The sequence below is a fragment of the Enterobacter sp. ODB01 genome (assembly GCF_001623605.1).
Taxonomy (GTDB): domain Bacteria; phylum Pseudomonadota; class Gammaproteobacteria; order Enterobacterales; family Enterobacteriaceae; genus Enterobacter; species Enterobacter kobei.
This window is the reverse complement of the sequence record NZ_CP015227.1, coordinates 1,132,891-1,150,087: the sequence shown is the minus strand read 5'-3', so window position 1 is coordinate 1,150,087 and position 17,197 is coordinate 1,132,891. Positions and strand designations below refer to the sequence as shown.

Annotated in this window: 14 protein-coding genes; 10 read left to right on the top strand and 4 right to left on the bottom strand. The window is 57.2% G+C overall.

Annotated features, from left to right (window positions below; all coding sequences use genetic code 11):
- Nucleotides 1–2: 2 nt before the first annotated feature.
- Nucleotides 3–560, bottom strand: coding sequence for a DcrB family lipoprotein (locus A4308_RS05585; protein WP_023309515.1), 558 nt, complete (start codon nucleotides 558–560; stop codon nucleotides 3–5).
- 72 nt (nucleotides 561–632) lie between these two features.
- Complete coding sequence (locus tag A4308_RS05580) at nucleotides 633–1,298, bottom strand: 7-cyano-7-deazaguanine/7-aminomethyl-7-deazaguanine transporter (RefSeq protein ID WP_014885561.1); 666 nt, start codon at nucleotides 1,296–1,298, stop codon at nucleotides 633–635.
- A gap of 167 nt (nucleotides 1,299–1,465) precedes the next feature.
- Here A4308_RS05580 and tusA point away from each other — a divergent pair, with 167 nt between their 5' ends.
- On the top strand, nucleotides 1,466–1,708 hold the full coding sequence (gene tusA / locus A4308_RS05575; protein ID WP_014885560.1) for a sulfurtransferase TusA: 243 nt from the start codon (nucleotides 1,466–1,468) through the stop codon (nucleotides 1,706–1,708).
- 101 nt (nucleotides 1,709–1,809) lie between these two features.
- On the opposite strand, the gene yhgN is transcribed toward tusA, so the two are convergent.
- Complete coding sequence (yhgN, locus tag A4308_RS05570) at nucleotides 1,810–2,403, bottom strand: NAAT family transporter YhgN (protein ID WP_003861574.1); 594 nt, start codon at nucleotides 2,401–2,403, stop codon at nucleotides 1,810–1,812.
- A 177-nt stretch (nucleotides 2,404–2,580) separates the two neighbouring features.
- On the opposite strand from yhgN, the gene asd reads away from it, so the two are divergent.
- The 6 genes from asd to glgP all read left to right on the top strand — a co-directional run bounded on the left by asd (nucleotide 2,581) and on the right by glgP (nucleotide 13,283).
- The gene (gene asd, locus A4308_RS05560; protein WP_023331502.1) at nucleotides 2,581–3,684 is read left to right on the top strand and encodes an aspartate-semialdehyde dehydrogenase; all 1,104 of its coding nucleotides are present in this window, start codon (nucleotides 2,581–2,583) and stop codon (nucleotides 3,682–3,684) included.
- 230 nt (nucleotides 3,685–3,914) lie between these two features.
- Nucleotides 3,915–6,101, top strand: coding sequence for a 1,4-alpha-glucan branching enzyme (gene glgB, locus A4308_RS05555; protein WP_014885558.1), 2,187 nt, complete (start codon nucleotides 3,915–3,917; stop codon nucleotides 6,099–6,101).
- On the top strand, nucleotides 6,098–8,071 hold the full coding sequence (glgX, locus tag A4308_RS05550) for a glycogen debranching protein GlgX (protein ID WP_045281311.1): 1,974 nt from the start codon (nucleotides 6,098–6,100) through the stop codon (nucleotides 8,069–8,071). The genes glgB and glgX overlap by 4 nt, the downstream gene beginning before the upstream one ends.
- 17 nt (nucleotides 8,072–8,088) lie before the next feature.
- Nucleotides 8,089–9,384 (top strand): glucose-1-phosphate adenylyltransferase, encoded by a 1,296-nt coding sequence (glgC, locus tag A4308_RS05545; protein WP_023337914.1) that lies wholly within the window; start codon nucleotides 8,089–8,091, stop codon nucleotides 9,382–9,384.
- A complete protein-coding gene (gene glgA / locus A4308_RS05540) occupies nucleotides 9,384–10,817 on the top strand; it encodes a glycogen synthase GlgA (RefSeq protein WP_014885555.1) in 1,434 nt (477 codons plus the stop codon). The genes glgC and glgA overlap by 1 nt, the downstream gene beginning before the upstream one ends.
- 18 nt (nucleotides 10,818–10,835) lie before the next feature.
- The gene (glgP, locus tag A4308_RS05535; protein WP_045281313.1) at nucleotides 10,836–13,283 is read left to right on the top strand and encodes a glycogen phosphorylase; all 2,448 of its coding nucleotides are present in this window, start codon (nucleotides 10,836–10,838) and stop codon (nucleotides 13,281–13,283) included.
- Nucleotides 13,284–13,369: 86 nt separating this feature from the next.
- On the opposite strand, the gene glpD is transcribed toward glgP, so the two are convergent.
- The gene (gene glpD / locus A4308_RS05530) at nucleotides 13,370–14,878 is read right to left on the bottom strand and encodes a glycerol-3-phosphate dehydrogenase (protein ID WP_014885553.1); all 1,509 of its coding nucleotides are present in this window, start codon (nucleotides 14,876–14,878) and stop codon (nucleotides 13,370–13,372) included.
- 286 nt (nucleotides 14,879–15,164) lie between these two features.
- Between glpD and glpE the strand changes: the two genes are divergently transcribed.
- The 3 genes from glpE to A4308_RS05510 are packed head-to-tail and all read left to right on the top strand — an operon-like array spanning nucleotide 15,165 to nucleotide 17,150.
- Entirely contained in the window at nucleotides 15,165–15,497 is a 333-nt protein-coding gene (gene glpE, locus A4308_RS05520) for a thiosulfate sulfurtransferase GlpE (RefSeq protein ID WP_014885552.1), read from the top strand.
- 47 nt (nucleotides 15,498–15,544) lie between these two features.
- Nucleotides 15,545–16,375, top strand: a complete 831-nt coding sequence (glpG, locus tag A4308_RS05515) for a rhomboid family intramembrane serine protease GlpG (protein WP_014885551.1) — start codon at nucleotides 15,545–15,547, stop codon at nucleotides 16,373–16,375.
- A gap of 16 nt (nucleotides 16,376–16,391) precedes the next feature.
- Nucleotides 16,392–17,150, top strand: coding sequence for a DeoR/GlpR family transcriptional regulator (locus A4308_RS05510; protein ID WP_014885550.1), 759 nt, complete (start codon nucleotides 16,392–16,394; stop codon nucleotides 17,148–17,150).
- Nucleotides 17,151–17,197 lie beyond the last annotated feature (47 nt).

Here is a 17,197-nt window from a genome sequence, read left to right as displayed (position 1 = left end):
GGTTACTGGATCACGATGGTGTTAATGATGTTTTCAGCCGCCGTCTGCGCTTTCTGCTGATCTTCCGCTGGCAGGGTGATCTGCAGGGTCAGCAGTTTGTTATCCACCTTGCCCAGCACCACAGAAGAGTAAGCGGTCTGGCCTTTGGCAGAGATGATGCTGTCCAGCTGTTGCAGCGTGTGGCCTTTCAGCTCGATGGATTTATTGGTCACCACCTGCAGCTGCGGATCGCGGCCGCGCTGCTGATCTTCCAGACGTTTAGACAGGACGGCCAGGTCTTCGCTGGTGTCGTCGCCCACAATCACAATGACCGCTTTCTGACCGGTTGCGTCGGAGTAAACGTGCATGTTGTTCGCCTGGGTACCCAGCTTGCCGCTCTGGTCAGTCATATCGGCTGGCAGAGAGAAACTGAGTTTGCCATCCATCAGATTCACCGGCTGGCCGGTCGCGTTGCTCTCTGCGGATGCGCCCTGAGCAGGCGTTTTCGTGTCGCTGTTATCACAGGCTGCAAGACCCACAACCAGCAGGCCAATCCCGACATATTTAACCAGATTGCGCATTGACTTCTTCCTTTCGATAAACGGCCATAACGGCTCATTCGTCCATCTTATCACAACTGATAAAGCGAACCCTTAACCAGCCTGCAATGCCGTGATTTCAGATTTATCTGCCAGCCTTTTCAGCAGCATATTCAGCAGCACGCCGTACATTGGCAGGAAGAAGACAATGCTGATGAGGACCTTGAAGCAGTAGTCCACCAGCGCAATTTCCATCCAGTGCTCGGCCATAAAGGCATCCGGGCTGCGCCAGAAAGCGATGAAGAAGAAGGCCAGCGTATCGCTCACGTTACCGAATAGCGTGGAGGCGGTAGGCGCCATCCACCAGCGATGGTTCTGGCGCAGACGGTTAAACACGTGCACGTCAAGGATCTGCCCCAGCGCGTAGGCCATAAAGCTTGCCGCGGCGATACGGGCGACAAACAGGTTGAAGTGCGTCAGCGCCTCAACGCCCTGCCAGCTTCCCATATAAAACAGGGACGACACCACGTATGAGATGAACAGCGCCGGAAGCATGACCGCAAAAATAATGCGGCGGGCCAGCGGTGCGCCAAAAATACGCACGGTCAAATCCGTGGCGAGGAAAATAAACGGAAAACTGAACGCGCCCCAGGTGGTATGAAAACCAAAGATGGAGATGGGGAGCTGCACCAGATAGTTACTGGACGTGATCACCAGTAAATGAAAAAGCGAAAGCCAGAACAACGCTTTAACGCGCTGTGATTCAGAGAACTGCGTCATATTGTGACCTTTTTATACGTTGGGGTGAGGGAACCCAATAAAAACCGCAGCATGATACTGCTTTGGCTGGACATTGCAATGGTTGATTTTTGCGCAATCGTTAACCTGGTTTGCATTGTCCGCCACCGGGCGTAAACTACAGCCGTTTTTACCAGACCGAGAAGACCATGACCGACCTGTTTTCCAGCCCAGACCATACCCTTGATGCTCAGGGCCTTCGCTGCCCGGAGCCGGTAATGATGGTACGCAAGACCGTGCGTAACATGCAGCCCGGTGAAACGCTGCTGATTATTGCAGACGACCCGGCCACGACCCGCGATATTCCCGGGTTTTGTACCTTTATGGAGCATGAGCTTGTGGCGCAGCAGACAGAAGCGCTGCCGTACCGGTATTTGATTCGTAAGGGGTAGGTGGTCCGCCGCTGCGGTCTGATGCCCTCACCCCGGCCCTCTCCCACGGGGAGAGGGGGCAAACACTAAAAATGGCCACTGCGTGGCCATTTTGCTTTTACCTAGCCTTTCATCCACGCGCGGATCCCGTCCAGGAACATCTGCGTCGCCATCATCACCAGAATCAGCCCCATCAGGCGCTCCAGCGCGTTAACCCCTTTCTCCCCCAGCAGGCGCAAGAACAGCGACGATTGCAGCAGGATGATAAATGTCCCGCCCCAGGCGATAAGCAGGGCAATCACCAGGTGGCTCATTTGATTCGGATACTGATGTGACAGCAGCATCAGGGTGGCCAGAATGGTCGGCCCGGCGACGAGGGGAATCGCCAGCGGTACGATAAACGGCTCTTCGCCCGCGGGCAGGCCGCTGCTGCTCCCTTCGGCGCTCGGGAAAATCATCTTAATGGCAATCAGGAACAGAATAATCCCGCCGGAAATGGAGACCGTTTCTGCGCGCAGGTTCAGGAAGGCGAGGATCTTTTCTCCCGCAAACAGGAAGATAAACATCACCAGCAGGGCGATGAGCAACTCGCGGATCATGATCGCCCGGCGGCGCTTCGGCTCAGTGTGCTTCAGCACCGACATGAAGATAGGCAGGTTGCCCAGTGGATCCATTATCAGGATCAATAAAACCGCTGCGGAAATGATTTCACTCATGTAAATTATCCCTGAACATCTCTATGGTTATTATGATAATTAGCTGTATTTCTGATTGCCGGGCAATCATCGATTAATTTCGCTTGCGACTTTGGCAGCATTTTGTAATGTGAAGCATATCCCAGTTCAATACTGGCTTGCACAATCAGCACACACCCTCAGCAGGAAAAAAATGCTATGAAAAACGTTGGTTTCATCGGCTGGCGCGGTATGGTCGGCTCTGTACTCATGCAACGCATGGTTGAAGAGCGCGATTTCGACGCTATCCGCCCGGTCTTCTTCTCCACTTCCCAGCTCGGCCAGGCTGCACCGTCCTTTGGTGGTACCACAGGCACGTTGCAGGATGCTTACGATCTGGAAGCGTTGAAGGCACTTGATATTATTGTGACCTGCCAGGGCGGCGATTATACCAACGAAATCTATCCAAAGCTGCGTGAAAGCGGCTGGCAGGGCTACTGGATTGACGCGGCCTCTTCGCTGCGCATGAAAGACGATGCCATCATTATTCTCGACCCGGTTAACCAGGGCGTGATCACCGATGGCCTGAACAACGGTGTGAAAACCTTTGTCGGTGGTAACTGCACCGTCAGCCTGATGCTGATGTCCCTTGGCGGCCTGTTTGCGCAGGATCTGGTTGAATGGGTTTCCGTGGCGACCTACCAGGCCGCGTCCGGCGGCGGCGCGCGTCATATGCGCGAGCTGCTGACCCAGATGGGCCAGCTGCACCACAGCGTCGCAACCGAGCTGGCAAACCCGGCATCCGCGATCCTCGATATCGAGCGTAAAGTCACCGATCTGACCCGCAGCGGCGCGCTGCCGGTGGATAACTTTGGCGTACCGCTGGCCGGTGGCCTGATCCCGTGGATCGACAAACAGCTGGATAACGGCCAGACCCGCGAAGAGTGGAAAGGTCAGGCTGAGACCAACAAAATCCTCAATACCGCGAACACCATTCCGGTTGACGGTCTGTGCGTGCGTATCGGCGCACTGCGCTGCCACAGCCAGGCCTTCACCATTAAACTGAAAAAAGATGTGTCTATTCCGACCGTGGAAGAGCTGCTGGCCGCGCACAACCCGTGGGCGAAAGTGGTACCAAACGATCGCGATATCACCATGCGTGAGCTGACCCCGGCTGCCGTCACCGGCACGCTGACCACGCCGGTTGGCCGTCTGCGTAAGCTGAACATGGGGCCGGAGTACCTCTCCGCGTTCACCGTCGGTGACCAGCTCCTGTGGGGCGCCGCCGAACCGCTGCGCCGCATGCTACGCCAGCTGGCGTAATAATTTGTTAATGACCGGGGGTGATTTTCACCCCCTTTTTTTGCGTACTACATGGAGTAACACGCGTATGTCTTATTTTTTATCAGGAGTCATGTAGAGCGTTGGCTATGCTTTAAGGAAGAGTCATTTCTTACCTGAGGTTAGGACGGGACTGAGTGGATACCCGTCAGGTCACATTAAAGTCGTCCCAGGCGCTAAAAAAGGACGACATAAAAAACAGGATGAATACCATGTCCGATCGTGTGGATAGAGACGTGATTAATGCGCTTATTGCGGGTCATTTTGCCGACCCCTTTTCCGTGCTGGGGATGCACCGTACAGAGGCCGGGCTGGAAGTTCGGGCGTTGTTACCGGATGCGACCGAAGTGTGGGTCATTGAGCCCAAAACCGGCCGCAAGGTGGCCAATCTTGAATGCCTCGACTCGCGTGGCTTCTTCTCGGGCATCATGCCCCGTCGTAAAAACCCCTTTCGTTATCAACTCGCCGTTATCTGGCACGGCCAGCAAAACCTGATTGATGATCCTTACAGCTTCGGTCCGCTCTTAAAAGAGATGGACGCCTGGCTGCTGTCTGAAGGTACGCATCTGCGCCCTTATGAAACGCTGGGTGCTCATGCGGATACCATGGACGGCATCACCGGCACGCGTTTTGCGGTGTGGGCGCCTAACGCCCAGCGCGTCTCCGTTGTCGGGCAGTTCAACTACTGGGACGGTCGTCGCCATCCGATGCGTCTGCGCCGGGAGACGGGCATCTGGGAGCTGTTTATCCCGGGGGCGCATAACGGCCAGCTCTACAAATTCGAAATGATCGATGCTCACGGCAAGCTGCGCATTAAAGCCGACCCGTATGCTTTCGAGGCGCAGATGCGTCCGGACACGGCGTCGCTGATTTGCGGCCTGCCGGAGAAGGTGGTCCAGACGGAAGAGCGTAAACAGGCCAACCGCTTTGATGCGCCGATCTCCGTCTATGAAGTGCATCTCGGCTCCTGGCGCCGCCACACCGATAACAACTTCTGGCTGAGCTACCGGGAACTCGCCGACCAGCTGGTGCCGTACGCTAAATGGATGGGCTTTACCCACCTCGAACTGCTGCCGGTTAACGAGCATCCGTTCGACGGCAGCTGGGGCTACCAGCCAACCGGGCTGTATGCCCCAACACGCCGCTTCGGCACGCGCGATGACTTCCGCTATTTCATTAATGCCGCGCACGCCGCCGGGCTGAACGTGATCCTCGACTGGGTGCCTGGTCATTTCCCTTCTGATGACTTTGCGCTGGCAGAGTTTGACGGCACAAAACTGTACGAGCACAGCGACCCGCGCGAAGGCTATCACCAGGACTGGAACACGCTGATCTACAACTATGGTCGTCGTGAAGTCGCGAACTATCTGGTCGGTAATGCCCTGTACTGGATTGAGCGCTTCGGCATTGATGCCCTGCGCGTGGATGCGGTGGCGTCAATGATCTACCGCGACTACAGCCGCAAAGAGGGCGAGTGGATCCCGAACGAGTATGGCGGCCGCGAAAACCTGGAAGCGATTGAATTCCTGCGCAGCACTAACCGTATTATCGGTGAGCAGGTCGAGGGTGCGGTTACCATGGCGGAGGAGTCGACGGACTTTGCAGGCGTCTCCCGACCCCCGTCATCAGGCGGTCTGGGGTTCTGGTATAAGTGGAACCTGGGCTGGATGCACGACACGCTCGACTACATGAAGCTCGACCCGGTGTACCGTCAGTACCATCACGACAAGCTCACCTTCGGCTTGCTCTATAACTACACCGAAAACTTCATGCTGCCGCTGTCGCACGATGAAGTGGTGCACGGCAAAAAATCCATTCTCGACCGTATGCCGGGCGATGCGTGGCAGAAGTTTGCCAACCTGCGCGCCTACTACGGCTGGATGTTTGCCTTCCCGGGTAAAAAACTGCTGTTTATGGGCAATGAATTTGCCCAGGGGCGCGAGTGGAACCACGACTCCAGTCTCGACTGGCATTTGCTGGAAGGCGGCGACAACTGGCACCACGGCGTGCAGCGTCTGGTGCGTGACCTGAACCTGACCTATCGCCATCACAAAGCCCTCCACGAGCTGGATTTCGACCCCTACGGCTTCGAGTGGCTGGTAGTGGACGACCATGAGCGTTCGGTATTTGTCTTTGTGCGTCGTGATAAAGCCGGCAACGAAATCATCGTCGCCAGTAACTTCACGCCGGTACCGCGCGAACACTACCGCTTTGGCATTAACCAGCCGGGGAAATGGCGCGAAATTCTGAATACCGATTCCATGCACTACCACGGCAGCAACGCCGGTAACGGCGGGCTGGTGCAGAGCGACGCCATCGAAAGCCACGGGCGGCCAAACTCCCTGAGCCTGACGCTGCCGCCGCTTGGCACCATCTGGCTGATGCGGGAGGGTGAATGACGCAGCTTACGGCAGGTCATCCCGAACCGCTCGGCGCGCGTTTTGACGGTAAGGGCGTGAACTTCACGCTCTTTTCCGCTCACGCGGAGCGGGTGGAACTTTGTGTATTTGACGGGGAAGGTAACGAGCACCGTTACGATTTACCGTCTCGCACAGGGGATATCTGGCACGGGTACCTGTCCGGCGGGCGTCCGGGGATGCATTACGGTTTTCGCGTACACGGTCCGTGGCAACCGGCTCAGGGGCACTGGTTTAACCCGGCGAAGCTGTTGATTGACCCGTGCGCGCACCGCGTCGATGGCGAGTTTAAAGACGACCCGCTGTTTCACGTCGGCTACGGTGAGCCCGACCACCGCGACAGCGCGGCGGTCGTGCCCAAAAGCGTGGTGGTGAACGACCTCTACGACTGGGAAGACGATGCTCCGCCGCGCACGCCGTGGGGCAACACCGTGATTTATGAAGCGCATGTCAAAGGGCTGACCTGGCTGCACCCGTCGATCCCCAACGCGATGCGCGGCACCTATCAGGCACTCGGCCATCCGACGATGATTGCCTATCTGAAACACCTCGGTATCACCGCGCTGGAACTGCTCCCCGTCGCCCATTTCGCCAATGAACCCCGCCTGCAGCGGCTGGGGCTGAGCAACTACTGGGGCTACAACCCTCTGGCGATGTTTGCCCTTGAACCCCGCTACGCCGCCCATCCGGAGACGGCGCGGGACGAGTTTCGTGATGCGGTGAAGGCGCTGCACGCGGCGGGCATTGAGGTCATTCTGGACGTGGTGCTGAACCACAGCGCTGAAAGCGATCTCGACGGCCCGACGCTCTCCATGCGCGGAATTGATAACCGTAGCTATTATTGGATCAGAGAGGATGGCGATTACGAGAACTGGACCGGCTGCGGTAACACCCTCAACCTCAGCCATCCGGCGGTCACGCATTTTGCTTATGAATGCCTGAAATACTGGGTTGAGACGTTCCACGTCGACGGTTTTCGTTTCGACCTGGCGCCCGTCATGGGACGCACGCCGGCATTCAGCCAGCAGGCTCCTCTGTTTGAGGCCATCAAAAATTGCCCGGTGCTCTCGCAGGTGAAACTGATCGCCGAGCCGTGGGACATCGGTGAGGGCGGCTATCAGGTGGGGAATTTCCCGCCGCTGTTTGCCGAGTGGAACGACCATTATCGCGATGCCATGCGCCGCTTCTGGCTGGCGCGCGATCTGTCACTGGGGGAGTTCGCCGGGCGCTTTGCCGCCTCCAGCGATCTCTTCAGGCGCGACGGCAAACGGCCGTCGGCCACCATTAATCTGGTGACGGCGCACGACGGTTTTACGCTGCGCGACTGCGTTTGTTTCAATCAGAAACACAATGAAGCGAACGGCGAAGAGAATCGCGATGGCACTAACAATAACCATAGCTTTAATCATGGTATAGAAGGATTAGGCGGGAGCCTGGACGTGATTGAGCGGCGTCGCGCCAGCGTTCATGCGCTGCTGACGACGCTTTTGTTATCGCAGGGCACGCCGATGCTGCTGGCGGGCGATGAGCAGGGCCACAGTCAGCACGGCAACAATAACGCCTATTGCCAGGACAATACCCTGACCTGGCTCGACTGGGGTGAGGCGAACAGTGGACTGACCCATTTCACCGCAGCGCTGATCCACCTTCGCCAGCAGATCCCCGCGCTCACCGCCGATCGCTGGTGGGAAGAGGGCGACGGCAACGTTCGCTGGCTGAATAAAGACGCGCAACCGTTGAGTGCGCAAGAGTGGCAACACGGCATCACCTGTCTGCAAATCCTGCTGTCGGATAAGTGGCTGGTGACGCTGAACGCGACGGATGACGTCGCAGAGATTGTTTTACCTGACGGGGAATGGCGCGCTGTTCCCCCCTTTGCCGGAGCGGATAATCCGGTAGTAATGGCTGTCTGGCACGGGCCTGCGCACGGAGTGTGCGTATTCCAAAGATGATAAAAAAGGAGTTAGTCATGGTTAGATTAGAGAAGAACGATCCCTTAATGTTGGCACGCCAGCTACCATTAAAAACGGTTGCCCTGATACTTGCGGGCGGGCGTGGTACCCGTCTGAAAGATTTGACCATCAAGCGCGCCAAGCCGGCCGTTCACTTTGGTGGTAAGTTCCGCATCATCGACTTTGCGCTCTCCAACTGCCTGAACTCAGGCATTCGCCGTATTGGCGTCATTACGCAGTATCAGTCGCACACGCTGGTTCAGCATATTCAGCGCGGCTGGTCATTCTTCAGTGAAGAGATGAACGAGTTTGTCGATCTCCTTCCTGCTCAGCAACGTGTTCACGGCGAGAACTGGTATCGCGGGACGGCGGATGCGGTGACGCAGAACCTCGACATCATTCGTCGCTATAACGCGGAATACATTGTGATCCTCGCCGGGGATCACATCTACAAGCAAGATTACTCCCACATGCTCATCGACCACGTCGAAAAAGGGGCGCGCTGCACCGTGGCGTGTCTGCCGGTGCCCGTTGCCGAGGCGACGGCATTTGGCGTGATGCACGTGGACGCCGACGATAAAATCATCGACTTCGTCGAAAAACCGGCGAACCCGCCAACCATGCCGGGCGATGACACCAAATCCCTCGCCAGCATGGGGATCTATGTCTTTGATGCAGATTATCTTTATGAGCTGCTGGAAGACGACGACAAAGACGAAAACTCCAGCCACGACTTTGGTAAAGACATCATCCCGAAAATCACCAAAGCTGGCATGGCGTATGCACATCCTTTCCCGCTGTCCTGCGTGCAGTCAGACCCGAATGCCGAGCCTTACTGGCGCGATGTGGGCACGCTGGAAGCGTACTGGAAAGCGAACCTCGATCTGGCCTCAGTCACGCCTGAGCTGGATATGTACGACCAGAACTGGCCGATTCGTACCCACATGGAATCCTTGCCGCCGGCCAAATTCGTGCAGGACCGCTCCGGCAGCCACGGTATGACGCTGAACTCGCTGGTCTCTGGCGGGTGCATTATCTCCGGTTCGGTGGTGGTGCAGTCCGTGCTGTTCCCGCGCGTGCGGATAAATTCATTCTGTAATATCGATTCGGCGGTCTTATTGCCGGATGTCTGGGTAGGGCGTTCGTGTCGTCTGCGTCGTTGCGTGATCGACCGCGCCTGCGTCATCCCTGAGGGGATGGTCATCGGTGAAAACGCGGAAGAAGACGCGCGTCGTTTCTACCGTTCGGAAGAGGGGATCGTGTTAGTCACACGGGAAATGTTGCGGAAGCTGCAGATCAAACAGGAGCGATGATGCAGGTTTTACACGTATGTTCTGAGATGTTCCCGTTGTTAAAAACGGGCGGTCTGGCGGATGTTCTTGGTGCATTACCGGCGGCACAAATCGCCGGAGGCGTGGATACCCGAGTCCTGCTGCCTGCCTTCCCGGATATCCGGCGCGGCATTCCTGATGCAAAGGTTGTGACCCGCCGTGAGACGTTTGCCGGACGCATCACCCTGCTGTTTGGACATTACAATGGCGTAGGGATTTACCTGATCGACGCGCCACACTTATACGACCGACCGGGCAGCCCGTATCATGATACGAACCTGTTCGCCTATACCGACAACGTGCTGCGCTTTGCGCTGCTCGGCTGGGTCGGGGCAGAAATGGCGACGGGGCTTGATCCGTTCTGGCGTCCGGATGTGGTGCACGCGCACGACTGGCATGCCGGGCTGGCTCCGGCGTATCTCGCCGCGCGCGGTCACCCGGCAAAATCGGTCTTTACGGTGCATAACCTCGCCTATCAGGGGATGTACTACGCGCATCATATGAATGACATCGATCTGCCATGGTCGTTCTTTAACATGCACGGGCTGGAGTTTAAGGGGCAGATTTCGTTCCTGAAGGCGGGGCTGTACTACGCCGATCACATCACGGCGGTCAGCCCAACCTATGCGCGAGAAATCACCCAGCCGGAGTTTGGCTACGGCATGGAAGGGCTACTGCAACAGCGCCATCGGGAAGGCCGCCTGTCGGGCATTCTGAACGGCGTGGATGAACAGATCTGGAGTCCGGAAACCGATCTCTTGCTGGCGGCACGCTATGGTCGCGATTCCGTGGAAGACAAAGCGGAAAACAAACGCCAGCTGCAGATTGCAATGGGGCTGAAGGTCAACGACAAAGTGCCGCTCTTCGCGGTGGTGAGCCGCCTGACCAGCCAGAAAGGGCTGGACCTGGTGCTGGAGGCGCTGCCCGGCTTGCTCGAGCAGGGCGGACAGCTGGCGCTGCTCGGCGCAGGCGACCCGGTGCTGCAGGAAGGTTTCCTCGCGGCGGCAGCGGAACATCCGGGGCAGGTGGGCGTGCAGATTGGTTACCACGAGGCATTTTCGCACCGCATTATGGGCGGCGCAGACGTCATTCTGGTGCCAAGCCGCTTCGAGCCCTGCGGCCTGACGCAGCTCTATGGCCTGAAATACGGCACCCTGCCGCTGGTACGCCGTACGGGCGGGCTGGCGGATACGGTGTCCGATAGCTCACTGGAAAACCTGGCGGACGGTATCGCCAGCGGGTTTGTTTTTGAAGACAGTAATGCCTGGTCGCTGCTTCGGGCGATTCGGCGTGCTTTCGTCTTGTGGTCCCGTCCGTCGCTGTGGCGTTACGTACAACGTCAGGCGATGTCCATGGACTTTAGCTGGCACGTTGCGGCGCAGTCGTACCGCGATCTTTATCAACGCTTGATGTAACGAGGCGAAGTTACTGATATGAATGCTCCATTTAGCTACTCTTCACCCACGCTCAGCGTTGAGGCGTTAAAGCACTCCATCGCCTATAAGCTGATGTTCACCATCGGGAAAGATCCGGTCATCGCCAACAAACACGAGTGGCTGAACGCCACTCTGTTTGCGGTGCGCGACCGTTTAGTTGAACGCTGGCTGCGATCAAACCGCGCCCAGCTCTCGCAGGAAACGCGTCAGGTTTACTACCTGTCGATGGAATTTTTGATTGGCCGCACGCTCTCCAACGCGCTGCTGTCGCTCGGCATTTACGACGACGTTAAAACCGCCCTCGAAGAGATGGGGCTGGATTTAGAAGAGCTGATTGACGAAGAGAACGACCCGGGCCTCGGCAACGGCGGCCTGGGGCGTCTTGCCGCCTGCTTCCTCGACTCGCTGGCGACCCTGGCGCTGCCGGGACGCGGTTACGGCATTCGCTACGACTACGGCATGTTCAAGCAGAACATCGTCGACGGGCGTCAGAAAGAGTCGCCGGACTACTGGCTGGAGTATGGCAACCCGTGGGAGTTCAAGCGTCACAATACCCGCTACAAGGTGCGCTTTGGCGGGCGTATTCAGCAGGAAGGTAAAAAATCCCGCTGGGTGGAGACCGAAGAGATCCTGGCCGTGGCCTACGACCAGATCATCCCCGGGTATGACACCGATGCCACCAACACGCTGCGCCTGTGGAGCGCCCAGGCCAGTAGCGAGATTAACCTCGGTAAATTCAATCAGGGTGACTATTTCGCCGCGGTGGAAGATAAAAACCACTCTGAAAACGTGTCCCGCGTCCTCTATCCGGATGACTCAACCTACTCCGGCCGCGAGCTGCGCCTGCGCCAGGAGTATTTCCTCGTCTCGGCGACGATTCAGGATATCCTCAGCCGCCATCACCAGCTGCACAAAACCTACGCCAATCTGGCGGAGAAAACCGCGATTCACCTCAACGACACGCACCCGGTGCTCTCTATTCCAGAGCTGATGCGTTTGCTTATCGACGAGCATAAGTTCAGCTGGGATGAGGCATTCGAAGTGACCTGCCAGGTGTTCTCGTACACCAACCACACGCTGATGAGCGAAGCGCTGGAAACCTGGCCGGTGGATATGCTCGGCAAAATCCTGCCGCGCCACCTGCAGATTATCTTCGAGATTAACGACTACTTCCTCAAGACGCTGCAGGAGCAGTACCCGAACGATACCGGCCTGCTGAGCCGGGCGTCGATCATTGATGAATCCAACGGTCGTCGCGTACGCATGGCCTGGCTGGCGGTAGTGATCAGCCACAAGGTAAACGGCGTGTCTGAGCTCCACTCAAACCTGATGGTGCAGTCGCTGTTTGCGGATTTCGCGAAGATCTTCCCGACGCGTTTCTGTAACGTGACCAACGGCGTCACGCCGCGTCGCTGGCTGGCGCTGGCGAACCAGCCGCTTTCTGACGTGCTGGATCAGAACATTGGCCGCACCTGGCGCACCGACCTGAGCCAACTGAGCGAGCTGGAACAGCACATTGATTTCCCGACGGTGAACAAAGCCGTGCGCGAAGCCAAGCTGCTGAACAAAAAGCGTTTGTCGGTTTACCTTGCGCTGCATCTGAACGTGGTCGCCAACCCGAAAGCGTTGTTTGACGTGCAGATCAAACGTATTCACGAGTACAAGCGTCAGCTGATGAACGTGCTGCATGTGATTACCCACTACAACCGGATTAAGGCCGACCCGACGGCCGAGTGGGTGCCGCGCGTGAAAATCTTCGCCGGTAAAGCCGCTTCCGCCTATTACATGGCGAAGCACATTATCCATCTCATCAACGATGTGGCGAAGGTCGTCAACCTGGATCCGGATATTGGCGACAAGCTGAAGGTGGTGTTCATCCCGAACTACAGCGTAAGCCTGGCGCAGCTGATCATCCCGGCGGCGGATCTCTCTGAGCAGATTTCGACGGCGGGTACGGAAGCCTCCGGGACCAGTAACATGAAGTTTGCCCTCAACGGTGCGCTGACCATTGGCACCCTGGACGGGGCGAACGTTGAGATGCTGGAGCACGTAGGGGCTGAGAACATCTTTATCTTCGGGAACACCACGGAAGAAGTGGAGGCGCTGCGCAGAAAAGGCTACTCGCCGCGTGAGTTCTATGAAAAAGATGAAGAGTTACGTCAGGTACTGACGCAGATCGCGACCGGTGTATTCAGCCCGGACGAGCCGGGCCGCTATCGCGATCTGGTGGATTCGCTGATTAACTTTGGCGATCACTACCAGGTGCTGGCGGATTATCGCAGCTACGTGGACTCTCAGGATAAGGTGGACGAACTGTACCGTCAGCAGGAGAAGTGGACCAGCGCTGCGATGCATAACATCGCCAATATGGGGTATTTCTCGTCCGACAGGACCATCAAGGAGTATGCCGAGACGATCTGGCATATTGATCCGGTGAGGCTGTAAAAACATAGCCGGGTGGCGGCTTCGCCTTACCCGGCCTACTCGATCCCGTAGGCCCGGTAAGCGTAGCGCCACCGGGCTTTTTTACATCAAGACGCTAACGACAGCTCACGCTTTCCCGCATGCTGCTGCAGCCACTGCGCCACACGCGACTGCTGTTCGGCATTCAGCCACATCCCTTCTTTGGTACGGCGCCAGATGGCGTCGTCGAGGCGGCGAACCCACTCGTGCTCGACCAGGTAACGCAGCTCGGCTTCGTACAGCTCGTGACCGAAATGCTCGCCCAGATCCGCAATGTCCTTCGCATCACCGAGGAACAGCTCGGTATTGCTGCCGTAGGTGCGGGCGTAGTGGCGCGCCATGCCTTCGGTAATGAACGGGAAGCGACGGCGCAGCTTCGCGGCATAATCGTCGCGGTTGTCGCCGATATCACCGCCGGGCAGTACCGCGCCTTTGGTCCATGCCGGGCCAATGCCCTTATAGTACGGGGCCAGTTTTTCCAGCGCGTGCTCCGCCAGCTTGCGGTAGGTGGTGAGCTTGCCGCCAAACACCGACAGCAGCGGCGCCTGGCCGTCTACGTCGTGAATATCGAGCGTATAGTCGCGGGTGATGGCCTGCGGTGAGTCAGACTCGTCATCGCACAGCGGACGCACGCCGGAGTAAGTCCAGACCACGTCATCGCGGGACAGCTGTTTCTTAAAGTGTGCGTTATACACTTTAAGGAGGTAGTTCACTTCGCTCTCGTCGATCTCAACGTTTTTCGGATCCCCTTTGTACTCCACGTCGGTGGTGCCGATGATCGAGAATTCGTCCATCCACGGGATCACAAACACGATGCGCTTATCTTCGTTCTGCAGAATGTACGCTTGTTTTTGCGTGTGTACGCGCGGCACCACAATATGGCTGCCCTTGATCAGGCGGATGCCGTACGGCGAAGGCAGATGCATGCCGTCGTCGAAGAACTGCTTCACCCACGGACCGGTGGCGTTCACCAGACCGCGCGCTTTCCAGCTGAATTTCTCGCCGGTATCAATGTCTTCTGCTTCGACGATCCACAGGCCGTTTTCACGACGCGCGGCGGTAGCGCGGGTACGGGTTTTCACCTCTCCACCTTTCTTCTCCACCATCTGCGCATTCGCCAGCACCAGGCGTGCATCGTCCACCCAGCAGTCGGAATATTCGAAACCGCGCACGATTTCAGGCTTCAGGACCGATTCTGAGCCAAAACGCAAACCGTTCGAACCCGGCAGGCTGGTGCGTTTACCCAGATGATCGTACATAAACAGACCAATTCGGATCATCCACGCCGGACGCAGGTGCGGGCGATGGGGCAGACGGAAACGCATCGGGATCGCCAGATGCGGCGCCATTTTTAGCAGCACTTCACGTTCGGCCAGTGCTTCACTGACCAGGCGGAATTCGTAGTGTTCCAGGTAGCGCAGGCCACCGTGGATCAGCTTGGAGCTGGCGGACGACGTCGCGCAGGCGAGATCGTTAGCTTCCAGCATCAGCACGGATAAACCGCGTCCTGCGGCATCGACCGCAATACCGGCACCGTTGATGCCACCGCCTATCACAATCAGATCTTTGGTTTCCATAACACCCTCATGCACTTTCGTTAAAGCTCAAAAATGTTCGATATCGCTCATAATAGCAAAGGAACGCGCTTTTGGTAACATCAAAAAAACAATTTAGAGTGATATGGATAACATAATGGCGTTTACCCGCCGCCAGGACGTACACTACGGGGTAAAATAGTGCGGTCTGATGCCCTCACCCCAGCCCTCTCCCACGGGGAGAGGGGGATCCGTTTCCCTCTCCCTCCGGGAGAGGGTAGGGTGAGGGGGAAAACCGCACCACACCCGAATATAAGATGAGAACACCATGGATCAGTTTGAATGTATTAACGTAGAAGAAGCCCATCAGAAGATGCACCAGGGAACGGCGGTGCTGGTGGATATCCGCGATCCGCAGAGTTTTGCTATGGGCCATACGCCGGGCGCGTTCCATCTCACCAATGACACGCTGGGCGCGTTTATGCGCGATAACGACTTCGATACGCCGGTGATGGTGATGTGTTACCACGGCAACAGCAGCAAAGGCGCGGCGCAGTATCTGCTTCAGCAGGGCTACGACGCGGTGTACAGCGTCGACGGCGGCTTCGATGCCTGGCATCGTCATTTCCCGGCAGAAGTGGAATACGCGTTTGAGCGCTAATCCCGCTATACTGTTCCCTTTTGTGTGGAAATAAGCGACCGCTGCCCATGTTGATGATCACCTCTTTTACCAATCCGCGCGTCGCCCAGGCGTTTGTCGACTATATGGCAACGCAGGGCGTTATTCTGACCATTCAGCAACATACGCAGACCGATGTCTGGCTGGCCGATGAGAGCCAGGCCGGGCGGGTAAACGAGGAGCTGGCGCGTTTTCTTGAGAATCCTGGCGACCCGCGCTATCTGGCGGCAAGCTGGCAATCCGGCCAGACGGGCAGCGGATTGCATTACAGTCGTTTCCCTTTTCTTGCCACGATTCGCGAGCGCGCAGGGCCGTTTACGCTGCTGCTGATGGCCGCCTGTATTATCGTCTTCATTATCATGAACGTGGTGGGCGACCAGAGCGTGATGATCGCCCTGGCGTGGCCGTATGACCCCTCTCTGGAGTTTGACGTCTGGCGCTACTTCACTCATGCGCTGATGCACTTCTCAGTGATGCATATTCTCTTCAACCTGCTGTGGTGGTGGTATCTCGGCGGGATTGTCGAGAAGCGACTCGGCAGCGGTAAGCTGATCGTAATCACCGTGATTAGCGCCCTGTTGAGCGGCTACGTGCAGCATAAATTCAGCGGCCCGTGGTTCGGTGGTCTGTCGGGCGTCGTCTACGCCCTGATGGGCTATGTCTGGCTTCGCGGAGAGCGCGACCCGGAAAGCGGCATCTATTTACAACGCGGATTAATAGCCTTTGCGTTAATATGGCTAATTGCCGGATGGTTTGATCTGTTTGGTATGTCTATCGCCAATGGTGCGCACGTCACTGGCCTGGCTGTCGGGCTGGCAATGGCGCTTGCCGACACGCTCCATGCGCGAAAACGAACATAATTCTCAGGGATAATTGATGAAACAAACACAACGTCATGACGCCATTATCGAACTGGTCAAAAAACAGGGATACGTCAGCACCGAAGAGCTGGTCGAGCAGTTTGCCGTCAGCCCGCAAACGATCCGTCGTGACCTGAACGATCTGGCCGATCAGAACCGTATTTTGCGCCACCACGGCGGGGCGGCGCTGCCGTCCAGCTCGGTCAACACCTCCTGGCATGACCGTAAAGCCACGCAGACGGCGGAAAAAGAACGCATAGCCCGTAAAGTGGCGAGCCAAATCCCAAACGGGGCGACGCTGTTTATTGACATCGGCACCACGCCGGAAGCGGTTGCTCACGCGCTGCTGGATCACGAGAACCTACGCGTGGTCACTAACAACCTGAACGTCGCCAACACTCTGATGCAGAAAGACGATTTCCGGATCATCCTCGCCGGTGGTGAACTGCGCAGCCGCGACGGGGGCATTATCGGTGAAGCGACGCTCGACTTTATCTCTCAGTTCCGCCTCGACTTCGGCATTCTGGGGATCAGCGGTATCGACAGCGACGGCTCGCTGCTGGAGTTTGATTACCACGAGGTGCGCACCAAGCGCGCGATTATTGAAAATTCACGCCACGTGATGCTGGTGGTGGATCATTCGAAGTTTGGCCGTAACGCGATGGTGAACATGGGCAGCATCAGCATTGTGGATGCGGTCTACACCGACGCGATGCCGCCAGCGGGCGTGATGCAGGTGATTAAAGATAATAATTTGCAGTTAGAATTGTGCTAGGAATTGTGTCGGGTGGCGCTGCGCTTACCCGACCTACAAATTGTTCT

Bases quoted from the DNA above. Each gene is read 5' to 3' on its own strand.
- A4308_RS05585 (WP_023309515.1), bottom strand. From the start codon at position 560: ATGCGCAATCTGGTTAAATATGTCGGGATTGGCCTGCTGGTTGTGGGT.
- A4308_RS05580 (WP_014885561.1), bottom strand. From the start codon at position 1,298: ATGACGCAGTTCTCTGAATCACAGCGCGTTAAAGCGTTGTTCTGGCTT.
- tusA (WP_014885560.1), top strand. From the start codon at position 1,466: ATGACCGACCTGTTTTCCAGCCCAGACCATACCCTTGATGCTCAGGGC.
- yhgN (WP_003861574.1), bottom strand. From the start codon at position 2,403: ATGAGTGAAATCATTTCCGCAGCGGTTTTATTGATCCTGATAATGGAT.
- asd (WP_023331502.1), top strand. From the start codon at position 2,581: ATGAAAAACGTTGGTTTCATCGGCTGGCGCGGTATGGTCGGCTCTGTA.
- glgB (WP_014885558.1), top strand. From the start codon at position 3,915: ATGTCCGATCGTGTGGATAGAGACGTGATTAATGCGCTTATTGCGGGT.
- glgX (WP_045281311.1), top strand. From the start codon at position 6,098: ATGACGCAGCTTACGGCAGGTCATCCCGAACCGCTCGGCGCGCGTTTT.
- glgC (WP_023337914.1), top strand. From the start codon at position 8,089: ATGGTTAGATTAGAGAAGAACGATCCCTTAATGTTGGCACGCCAGCTA.
- glgA (WP_014885555.1), top strand. From the start codon at position 9,384: ATGCAGGTTTTACACGTATGTTCTGAGATGTTCCCGTTGTTAAAAACG.
- glgP (WP_045281313.1), top strand. From the start codon at position 10,836: ATGAATGCTCCATTTAGCTACTCTTCACCCACGCTCAGCGTTGAGGCG.
- glpD (WP_014885553.1), bottom strand. From the start codon at position 14,878: ATGGAAACCAAAGATCTGATTGTGATAGGCGGTGGCATCAACGGTGCC.
- glpE (WP_014885552.1), top strand. From the start codon at position 15,165: ATGGATCAGTTTGAATGTATTAACGTAGAAGAAGCCCATCAGAAGATG.
- glpG (WP_014885551.1), top strand. From the start codon at position 15,545: ATGTTGATGATCACCTCTTTTACCAATCCGCGCGTCGCCCAGGCGTTT.
- A4308_RS05510 (WP_014885550.1), top strand. From the start codon at position 16,392: ATGAAACAAACACAACGTCATGACGCCATTATCGAACTGGTCAAAAAA.